Origin of the sequence: Novipirellula sp. (assembly GCF_041583735.1) — a bacterium.
Taxonomy (GTDB): domain Bacteria; phylum Planctomycetota; class Planctomycetia; order Pirellulales; family Pirellulaceae; genus Novipirellula.
This window is the reverse complement of the sequence record NZ_JBFHFD010000279.1, coordinates 1-10,394: the sequence shown is the minus strand read 5'-3', so window position 1 is coordinate 10,394 and position 10,394 is coordinate 1. Positions and strand designations below refer to the sequence as shown.

The 10,394-nt window shown below is 55.7% G+C and carries 7 protein-coding genes; 3 read left to right on the top strand and 4 right to left on the bottom strand.

Annotated features, from left to right (window positions below; genetic code table 11):
* Together ABX962_RS19545 and ABX962_RS19540 are read right to left on the bottom strand one after the other, a co-directional pair.
* Positions 1-1,070: DUF1501 domain-containing protein (locus ABX962_RS19545; protein ID WP_372721709.1), on the bottom strand; the 1,070-nt coding region annotated here is incomplete at its 3' end.
* Between the two features lie 4 nt (positions 1,071-1,074).
* A complete protein-coding gene (locus ABX962_RS19540) occupies positions 1,075-4,257 on the bottom strand; it encodes a DUF1553 domain-containing protein (RefSeq protein WP_372721708.1) in 3,183 nt (1,060 codons plus the stop codon).
* 126 nt (positions 4,258-4,383) lie between these two features.
* Here ABX962_RS19540 and ABX962_RS19535 point away from each other — a divergent pair, with 126 nt between their 5' ends.
* Positions 4,384-5,115, top strand: a complete 732-nt coding sequence (locus tag ABX962_RS19535; RefSeq protein WP_372721707.1) for a helix-turn-helix domain-containing protein — start codon at positions 4,384-4,386, stop codon at positions 5,113-5,115.
* A gap of 88 nt (positions 5,116-5,203) precedes the next feature.
* Here ABX962_RS19535 and purB read toward each other — a convergent pair whose 3' ends face one another.
* Positions 5,204-6,631, bottom strand: coding sequence for an adenylosuccinate lyase (gene purB / locus ABX962_RS19530; protein WP_372721706.1), 1,428 nt, complete (start codon positions 6,629-6,631; stop codon positions 5,204-5,206).
* Positions 6,632-6,937: 306 nt separating this feature from the next.
* Between purB and ABX962_RS19525 the strand changes: the two genes are divergently transcribed.
* Together ABX962_RS19525 and ABX962_RS19520 are read left to right on the top strand one after the other, a co-directional pair.
* Entirely contained in the window at positions 6,938-7,981 is a 1,044-nt protein-coding gene (locus ABX962_RS19525; RefSeq protein WP_372721705.1) for a DMT family transporter, read from the top strand.
* 112 nt (positions 7,982-8,093) lie between these two features.
* The gene (locus ABX962_RS19520) at positions 8,094-9,446 is read left to right on the top strand and encodes a Gfo/Idh/MocA family protein (protein WP_372721704.1); all 1,353 of its coding nucleotides are present in this window, start codon (positions 8,094-8,096) and stop codon (positions 9,444-9,446) included.
* A 366-nt stretch (positions 9,447-9,812) separates the two neighbouring features.
* Here ABX962_RS19520 and ABX962_RS19515 read toward each other — a convergent pair.
* Positions 9,813-10,394 (bottom strand): SLC13 family permease (locus ABX962_RS19515; RefSeq protein WP_372721703.1); only part of this gene is annotated, 582 nt, incomplete at its 5' end.

Genomic DNA, 10,394 nt, shown 5'->3' with positions numbered 1-10,394 from the left:
AGAGCTGCCGACGCTTGGTCGGTTTCCTGGGCTTGTCCCTTGATTTGTTTGGGCAGGTTGGAGTGTTGGTCCCAACCTTGGTGGTACAACTGAATGAATCGCACATCCCGCTCTGCCAAGCGTCGTGCGAGTAAGCAGTTCGCGGCAAACGTACCCGGTTGCTTGGCATCATCGCCATACAATTCGAATGTCGACTCGGGTTCGTCCGAAAAATCGGCGGCATCCGGAACGCTGGTTTGCATTCGGAACGCCATTTCGTATTGCGAAATTCGAGATTCGATTTCGGGGTCCAATTCCTTTTCAAACTGGTGCTGGTTCAGCGTTTTGATCGCATCCAATTGAGCTCGGCGGCGGGATGCCGGGATGCCCTCGGGATTAGACAAGTACAACACGGGATCGCTACCGCCGCGAAACTGGACGCCTTGGTACTTCGAATCCAAGAATCCATTGCCCCACAATCGGGCGTAAAGCGGTTGTCCACCTTGATTCGCCGAAACCAACACAATGAACGCCGGCAAGTCTTGGTTCTCGCTGCCTAATCCGTAGGACAGCCATGATCCGAGCGATGGCCGACCTGCGATCTGTGAACCGGTTTGAAACATCGTGATCGCCGGATCATGATTGATCGCCTCGGTATGCATCGACTTGATGAAACAAACATCATCCACAATATCACGGTGATAGGGCAGCAAATCGCTCAGCCAAGCACCACTTTCGCCATGCTGAGAAAACTTGAAATGCGATCCCGCAATCGGCAGCGACGATTGATTGACGGACATTCCCGTTAACCGCTGCTGACCGCGAACGTGCGGCGGCAATTCCTGGCCGTTCATTTCATTGAGCAGCGGTTTGTAGTCAAACAAATCCTGCTGTGCCGGGCCACCAGCCTGAAACAGATAAATAATCCGCTTCGCTTTGGGGGCAAAGTGCGTGCCGGTCACTCCGCCGTGCGACGCCGCAGACGCTTTTGTGTCACTGCCTAACAAATTGGCGAGTGCCGCGACACCCACGCCGGTACAACTGTTCTTGAAAAAGTGCCGTCGGTTTACGGCAAAGGGATCCAGTGACATGGCTTTATCGTTTCCAAATAGTGGCATCGAGATTCAGGATCGCTTGACAAACATTCGTCAACGCGGCGAGTTCGCTGGGATCTGTATCGTTCGCAAGCTTGGCCTCGCCCACGGACAACAACTCCGTCGCAGCCTCGGGGTGTTTGGTGTAGTAGGCCTGTTCGTCAGCGAGTAATTGCTGCAATGTGGATAGTTCGAGTGGATCCGGTTCCCGTCCAGCCAATTTCAGGAAAGCCGTTTCCAGCGGAGCGTTGGTGTTGTGTTGGAGCAGCTGCTGAGCCATCACTCGCGCGGTTTCGATAAACTGCACATCGTTCAGTAGCACTAACGCTTGCAGTGGAGTATTGGTTCGCGAGCGTTTTACGGTGCAGACTTCGCGTGTCGTCGAGTCAAACGCCATCATGTTCGGCAGCGGTGCAGTCCGTTTCCAAACCGAGTACAGCGAGCGGCGGTATAACGCCTTGCCGACCGATTGTTGGTAGGGCGGCGACATGCCGTTGGATTCTTTCCAGAGGTCTTCGCCGGGTTGGTACGGAGATACCGGAGGACCGCCGATCTGGGCATTCAGCAGCCCCGAAGCGGTCAACGCCAAATCGCGAATCTGCTCGGCTGCTAAACGATGGGCCGGTCCGCGAGCGAGGAAACGATTGGTCGGATCGACTTCGATCTGCTCAGGCGTCGCCGCAGAATCTTGACGATAGGTGGCCGACAGTACAATGGTTTTGCAAATGCGTTTGACATCCCAGCCATGTTCGATGAAATCGCGAGCGAGCCAGTCGAGAAGCTCGGGATGCGTCGGCAAATCGCCTTGCGACCCAAAATTCTCGGGGGTTCGCACCAGTGGGGCGGTGAAGAAATTGCCCCACAAACGGTTGACCGCCACTCGCGCGGTGAGCGGATGTTTCGGATCGGTCACCCACTTTGCCAAGCCTAATCGATTGTGCGGAGCATTTTCAGGAAAAGCGAGCGGAAGCCCAGAGAGTGTTTCTCGCGTGACCCGGGTTTCTTCATTTTTAGGAGCGTCGTACTCGCCGCGGGCCAACACATGGGCCGGACGTGGCGAGTCGGTTTCATCCATGATCGGAATCTCATTGATGGCCTCTTCCGCCATCACAAAATCTTTGCGGGCGTCAGTCAGCGAATGCATCGCCGCACGCGTCGTTTCATCTATCGCCGAGGCGAAATATTCAAAGCTTGGCTTGCCGTGATGCGTTTCGGTCTCACCGTTAGCCAGCCGCTGTAATTCGATTTTCGTTAACGCTCGCTCGTAAACACGCACATCGTCGATCAATCCACCGTCCAAACCACGGGCGCGAAAACGTTGTCCGACTACAAATTCGCCGCCATGGTCAACAAGCACGTTGCAGCTCTTCTTTAACCGATCACGCAGCGTGGTTGTCGCCAGCGGTCGACCGTTCAGGTACAGCTCCAGTCCGGCGGCCTTTGATGATCCGTCATAGGTAGCCGTGATTTGATGCCACTCGTCCATCGGAATTGGATCGGCCGTGCGAACGCTGATCGCATTGCCGGGCCAAACGCGAGCCATACGTGATTCGAGATAACCGTTTTCGATCGTCAAATCCCAGCCGTTGTAGCCGCAATCGGTGCCGCGAGTGTGATGAGCGATGAGGCTGCGCAGCGGACTTCGCTTGGTCTCACGCATTGTCACGACCACCGACATTGGCAACCAACGGTCAAATGGCGTGATTCCGTGCGTCGTCACCCCACGCTCTCCATCCAGTTTCAGTGCGCCTCGCGGAGGCACCGCTTTGAGTTCCTTCGTGTCCGCTGCCAAGTGCGGATCAAGCCGGGCGACCGATGCGTCACTGACCTCGACACGCTGCGGCATCGACGTCCAAGCTCGGTCCGACTCGGAGGGGTGATAGATCGATTTGAGCGAATTGTCAAAGTCGCGATCAAACGATAAGGCAAGTCGAAGATCGGGGATGCTTAGCTCATCTGCCGGCACGTGTGTCCATGCTTCCCAGCGTTTTCGTGCCTCGACGAGTGACCGCTGATACGCCTGTTCGGCTGCGGCCAAGTTTCGCTCTGCTTCCTCCAAGGCGGCTTGTTGTTCATCCGTTGGTAATAACATCGACGGACACGGCACTTTTTCAGTGCGGTCATAGACACCACTTTCATCGATCGAATTAAAGAACGCCGACAAAGAATAGTAATCACGCATCGGAATCGGATCGTACTTGTGGTCGTGGCATCGACAACACTCCATCGTCAATCCGAGCACCGCCGTACCAAAGGTATGAACCCGATCAGAAACATTTTCGAGTCGCCATTCCTCGAACACTGCACCCCCTTCGTTGTTCAAGCGGTGAATGCGATTGAACGCCGTCGCAACCCGCTGTTTCCGAGTGGGATTTTCAAGCAGATCGCCAGCAATTTGCCATGTCAGAAACTGATCATAAGGAAGATTCTCGTTGAATGCCTCAACCACCCAATCGCGATAAGGCCACTGTGTATTGAGTTTGTCGGATTGATAGCCGTAGGAATCGGCATAGCGAGCGGCATCGAGCCAAGCGACTGCCATGTGTTCGCCAAAGGCCGCCGCATCGAGTAACGAATCGGTGGCCGCCTCGTACGCTCGTTCACCCGATGTTTGCAGCGCCGCTTCAAAGTCGGCGATCGCTTGGGTTGTTGGCGGCAGCCCGGTCAAATCCAACGTCACTCGCCGTAACCAACGCAGCGGTGCTGCCTCGGGATTAGGCGTCCGATTTTCAGATTCCATTCGTGCCAACACAAAGCGGTCGAGCGTTTGACGGCACCACTGTTCCTGCATCACCGCAGGAACGTCCACCGCGTCGGGCAGCAGTTCAAATGCCCAGTGACCTTCATACGCGGCACCCTGTTTGACCCAGGTTTGAATCGTTTGTTTTTCCTCTTCGCTCAGCTCGATTTTGGATCCCGGCGGTGGCATCAGCATGTCGGGATCGTCGCTGGTGATTCGCTCGACCAGTTCGCCCGATTCGATCACGTCAATCGCTTCCTCGCGTGAATCGAGCCGCAATCCCGCTTCCTGCGTATTGGCGTCCGGGCCGTGACAGAAGTAACACTTGTCTGACAGGATCGGGCGAATATCGCGATTGAAATCAAACTCTTTGGCCGACAGAACCGGTGCAGTCAAAACAGCAAACCAGCTCGTCAGCAACGTGATCAGTGCGGGGCGTGGCATCGGAATAGGAGGGCTCGGTTGAGAAGAAGATAGGAATGCGAAATCTGCGGCTCATTCGCACCCATTATCGCCGTGGGCAACCGAATTGTCTTGCACGATGGACTTAAAACGGTGTAAAATCCAGCCATGGAAAATACCGGTTTGCGTGATGCTTTTTTCGAGCAACTTGGTCCGAGTGATCAAGCGTTTGCGTTGTTTGACTATTTGCCGGGGCTATCGTTCTTTGTGAAAGATCGCCAAGGCCGCTTTATGTCGCTGAATCGGCGAGGATGCGAGTACTGCGGGGTGGCGTCCGAGGCGGAGGCGATTGGAAAAACGGATCACGACTTCTTTCCCAAGTCACGCGCCGACGAATACCGCGCCGATGATCGGTTGGTGATGGAATCGGGCGAAGCGATCGCCAATCGTGTCGAAAGTGCGCCCGAGGACGCCGGATCGCCGCGTTTGGTGATGACCAGCAAGGTACCGCTACGAGATCGGCGTGGACGCGTGATTGGAGTGGCGGGTTTTTCGCGTCAGATTGAACGCATCCAAACTCCATCGGGGACTGTGGATGCCTTTGCCAACGTGATCGCGCATCTGCACACGCATTTCGCCGACAATCTTTCTACCCAGCAGCTTGCCGACATGGCGGGGCTTTCGGTCAGCCACTTTGAGCGGCGATTTCGTCACGCCTTTGGCGCCTCGCCTCGCCAGTACCTCGTCCGCGTGCGGATTGAGCATGCCGCAAAGCTGTTATTGGAAACCGAGCAAACCGTATCGGAAATCGCGCACGCTTGTGGCTTCTATGACCATGCCCACTTTAGCCGCAGCTTTCGCCGGATCATGAATTGCTCGCCGTCGCAGTATCGAAGCTAATGTCGCGCGACGTCGGTGGTCAAGAAAGCCGCCCGACGTCGGAAATTTACACAGGAATGTCCGAGACATCCGGCGACCATCGGCACGCCTACAAAATCGAACCCGGTCGATAGCTTGCCGCATCAGGATTTTTGCTGGTGATCGCTTCGATTCGCGAGATCACGTTTTGCACCTGAGTTGTGGCGTTGCCGATAAATTGCTTGGGATCGCCGATCGCCGCGTTCAGTGCTTCGGCATCCATGGGGATACGGTCATCGCCAGCCAATCGCTCGATCAAATCGTTGTCATCGCGTCCGCTTTCACGCATCGCAAGCGCCGCCGATACCGCATGTTCCTTGATCGCTTCGTGTGCCGTTTCACGGCCCACGCCCGATTTCACCGCAGCGACAAGAATCTTGGTTGTCGCCAGGAATGGCAAATAACGACGCAATTCGCGGTCGATCACCGCGGGGTAGGCACCGTAATCGACCAGCACGGTGAGAAACGTTTCGAGTTGTCCGTCGATCGCCAAGAATGCGTCCGGAATGGCCACGCGGCGGACGACACTGCAGCTGACGTCGCCTTCGTTCCATTGGTCGCCAAGCAATCCGCCGATCATCGTCAAATAGCCACGCAAGATCACGTTGAATCCGTCGATTCGCTCGGCCGAACGTGCGTTCATCTTGTGAGGCATCGCGGACGAACCGACTTGTCCTGGTTTGAACCCTTCGGTTGCCAATTCTGCACCGGCCATCAATCGCAACGTGCGAGCAAAGTTGGCGGGCGCTGATGAAAGCTGGGTTAGCGCCGAGATCACGTCAAAGTCCAGCGATCGTGGATAGACTTGGCCCACCGAATCGAAACACGATTCAAAGCCAAGTGATTTCGCGATTCGGCTATCGAGTTGATCCAGTTTGCCAGCGTCGCCTTGGAACAAATCAAGCATGTCTTGCTGAGTGCCGACGGGGCCTTTGATGCCTCGCAGCGGATAGCGAACCAACAAATTGTCAATTCGATCGTAGGCGACCAGCAACTCTTCGGCGATATTGGCGAACCGTTTGCCCACGGTGGTGACTTGCGCGGGCACGTTGTGGCTGCGACCGGCAATAGCAAGCTCGCTGTATTCCGCCGCTCGTTCGGCCACCAACGACAATGCGGTGACGATACGGTCACGAACCAAATTCAGTGCCGAACGAATCTGCAACTGCTCGACGTTCTCGGTCAAGTCGCGTGACGTCATCCCCTTATGGATATGCTCGTGCCCCGCTAATTCATTAAATTCTTCGATGCGGGCTTTCACATCGTGCTTGGTGACTCGTTCGCGGGCGTCGATGGCAAACAAGTCGACGTTGTTGATCACCGAGCGGTACGCCTGGATCACCCCGTCAGGGACGTGAACCCCGAGGTCCTTTTGAGCCTCCAGTACGGCAATCCACAATTCCCGTTCAAGAACGACCTTGTTTGCGGGCGACCAGATTTTCACCATCGCTTCACTCGCGTAACGCGATGCAAGAATATTGGGGAGATCGGTCGACACGTTGGGACTCCTGACAGAGATGGGGGAAAGCTCATTCACAAACGAAGTGCCGGAATATACGCTTTGGACTGCGTCGCGTGAAGCATCGGCCTATTTCGGAGTCTCGTAGGATGGTCTTTCAAGGCCGTCGCCCAACCTGACCCACTTTGCCCCTAACGGGGGTTTTTATAGCGGAGCGGCGCCAGCCGCCTGGTTGAATTCGTACTTGTTTACTCGCTACCACCCGGACGGCTCGCGCCGTGCCGCTAACAAAATCGACGGCTTTGGAAGGCCTGCGTACATCTCATCGGTCAAATCCAATCCATCATGAACCAAGGCACCACCCCAAACGAACGGCGTCAAGCGATCATTGCGTTGGTCTTGGTCAATGCGATGTGGGGGGCCTCCTTTCCGATCATGAAGTGCTTGAACCTTCAAGTGGATGATCATTTCGCCGTCACCGAATTGACGGCGTCGGGTTGGCTGCGGACAAGTTCCGCGTCGTGGTTGATCGGGTTGAGGTTCGCGATCGCGTTTGGACTGTTTGCGATTTTGCTGCGCGGCACGCTGCGTCGCGTGCAGCTGCCCCATCTGTTGGCCGGCGCCGCGATTGGCGTCATGTTTTTCTTGGGGCTGCTGCTGCAAGTCATTGGATTAGCCACGATCCCCGCGTCGCGGAGTGGCTTTTTGACGAGCTTGGTGGTGATCATCACGCCGCTAATCAACACGCTGTTGCGGAAACAATTGCCACGCCGCTGTGTCATGCTTGGTGCCTTGGTGGCGTTGGCTGGAGTCGCGACGTTGACTGGACTGATCGTGATCCAGGATGGTCAGATTGCACTCGCCAGCGATGCGTTGTCGCGGTGGACGATGGGCGATTCCGTGACCACGTTGGCCACGTTGTTCTTTAGTGTTCAAATCCTGTTGGTGGACGTGTTTGGAAAACGTTACGAGTCGGTGTTGTTCACGCCAAGTATGTTTGGCACGACAGCGATCTTGGCGATGATCGTCTTCGCCGGACTGAGTCTGCCAGTGCCGGAAACGGCAATCGGTGGCTGGACCGCACTGGCATTGCAGCCGCGGTTCTATCTGTTGCTAGGCGTGTTGTGTTTCTTTCCCTCGCTGGTGGCGTTTGTTTGGATGAACAAGTACCAACCCCGTTTGACTGCCGGGCAAGCCGCGGTGATCTACACGTGTGAACCCTTGTTCGCATCCACCTGGGCCATGTTTATCCCCGCGATGCTCAGTGCGTGGTGTGCCGTCAGCTATGCCAACGAAGAATTTAGCACACCGCTGCTGATCGGCGGATCGCTCGTGCTGCTCGCCAATATCCTTGCCTTGTGGCCTGAAAAGAAATCCGCCGCGTCCTAATCACGCGATCCAGCGGATGATTCGGCAGCAACCGCTCGATCGGGTCTGTTAAGATGATGGCTGCGTTGAAGGGTTCTACGAAGCGTATCTCCTCATCAAGAAACGAAGCATTATGGATCGCCGAAACTTTCTCACTCACACCGCTGCACTTGCCTCGATTGCAACGACTGCCCACACCGCGTGTGCTGCCGCACCCGCTACGAAGCCTCGCCGTGTCGGTTTGATCGGCTGTGGTTGGTACGGCAAGTGCGATCTACTGCAACTGATCAACATTGAACCGGTCGAGGTGGTGTCACTGTGTGATGTCGATGCCAACATGCTTGATGAAGCAGCCGGGCTTATCGAGTCGCGGCAAGTTTCCAAAAAACGCCCCCGCGTGTATGCCGATTACCAAGAGATGCTTGCCGAGAAAGATCTTGATATCGTCTTGATCGCAACGCCGGACCATTGGCACGCGCTTGCGATGATCGCGGCAGTGGAGGCCGGAGCCGATGTCTATGTGCAAAAGCCCACTGGGGTCGATGTGCTCGAGAGTCACGCGATGTTGGATGCCGCGCGTCGCACAGGGCGAGTGGTGCAAGTCGGGACGCAACGACGCAGTACGCCTCACTTGATCGAAGCGAAACAAAAGGTCGTCGACGCCGGATTGCTTGGCGATGTGGCGTTTGCCGAAGTGTGTTGTTACTACCACATGCGAGCCAAGAAAAATCCGCCAACCATCCCGCCGCCGCCCTCTTTGGACTTTGATCGTTGGACCGGTCCCGCACCCCTGCGTCCGTACAACGAACTGATTCATCCACGTTCCTGGCGGGCGTTTATGGAGTACGGAAACGGCATCGTTGGCGATATGTGTGTTCATATGCTCGATATGGTTCGCTGGCAACTTGGCCTCGGATGGCCTCGTCGCATCAGTAGTGCAGGCGGGATCTTGGTCGATACCGATTCGATCGCCAATATCACCGATACGCAAACCGCCACGTTTGATTTTGAAGATCTCGATGTGGTTTGGACACACCGCAGTTGGGGATCGGCGCCAGATCCCGAATTTCCCTGGGCCGGGATCATTTATGGATCCAAAGGAACGTTGAAGTTAAGCGTTCAGAAGTACGAATTCATCCCGCGTTCATGCGGACAAAAGCTAACCGGCAACGCCGTCATCGAACTCGATCAATATCCGAGCGATCAATCCGATGCCGACAAGTGGAATATGGAATTGCATGTCGCATCGGCAATCCGCGGGCATATGCGTGACTTTCTAAATGCAATCGATGATCGATCCAAACCGGTGGCCGATATTGAACAAGGCCACATCAGTAGTGCCTCGTGCATCCTGGCCAACAATGCTCTCGCGTTAGGCCGAACGCTGGAATTTGATCCGCTGACGAACACGGTTGTTGGAGATGAAGAAGCGACGAAGTTGCTGCGGCGTCCCTATCGCGAACCGTATCAGCATCCCGCGGGTTAAAAAACGGGCCGACGTCAATCTTTATGTGATCCGGCGGCGCAAGCCTGGTCCGCTAAAACATTGGTATTGACGTCGGATATTGGGGGTGAGTTTTTCTTCCGGGCGACACTGCAGTCACCTCTCCACCGACGAAGTCGGGGGAGAGGTGGCGGAAAGCCAGCGCAACCAAAAATCACGTCAATACCAAAGTTTTAGCGGTCCAGCGTTAGCTGCAGGGATGTTTCCTGCGATATTGACGCTCTCCACGGCAAACGCCGTCGGCTCAGATCATTGTCTGGCATGACTCATGCTGAGCCGCTTAGCGCAACGCTGTGAAGCATTTTGCTTCTAGAGTTGTGCTACAGGAATTGTTTCACAGCGTTCCGTTTAGGGAGTCGGTGTTGGTTCGACTTGGATCGCCGGAGCGGCAACAGCGTGGCCGATGCCGTGCTGGGAATCGACAACGAAATAGCATACCACTGAAATCACAATAACCCCGAACAAGTTCAATGCGAATCCCGCTTTGGCCATGTCGCGGACGGTCAATTGTTCGGATCCAAACACGATCGCATTGGGCGGCGTCGCCACGGGTAACATGAACGCGCAACTTGCCGACAACGCCGCCGGAACCATCAAGAACGCAGCATCGTAGCCCGCACCCTCGGCCGCCGCGCCCAGGATCGGCATCAACAACGTCGTTGTCGCTGTGTTGGAGGTGACCTCGGTCAAAAACGTTACCGTCAAACAGATCACCGCAATGAGCAAGAGCGGATGGAGTCCCGATAGGTGCGAGAATTGGCTGCCGATGATGACGGAAAGCCCCGTCACTTCGGCCGCCTTGGCGATCGCCAATCCGCCTCCGAACAGAATCAAAATGCCCCAAGGGATGTCTCTCGCGGTTTGCCAATCGAGCAATCGGTCGGCCTCCACACGCTCGGCTGTTTTGCCATTTTTTGATTGATGAACGGT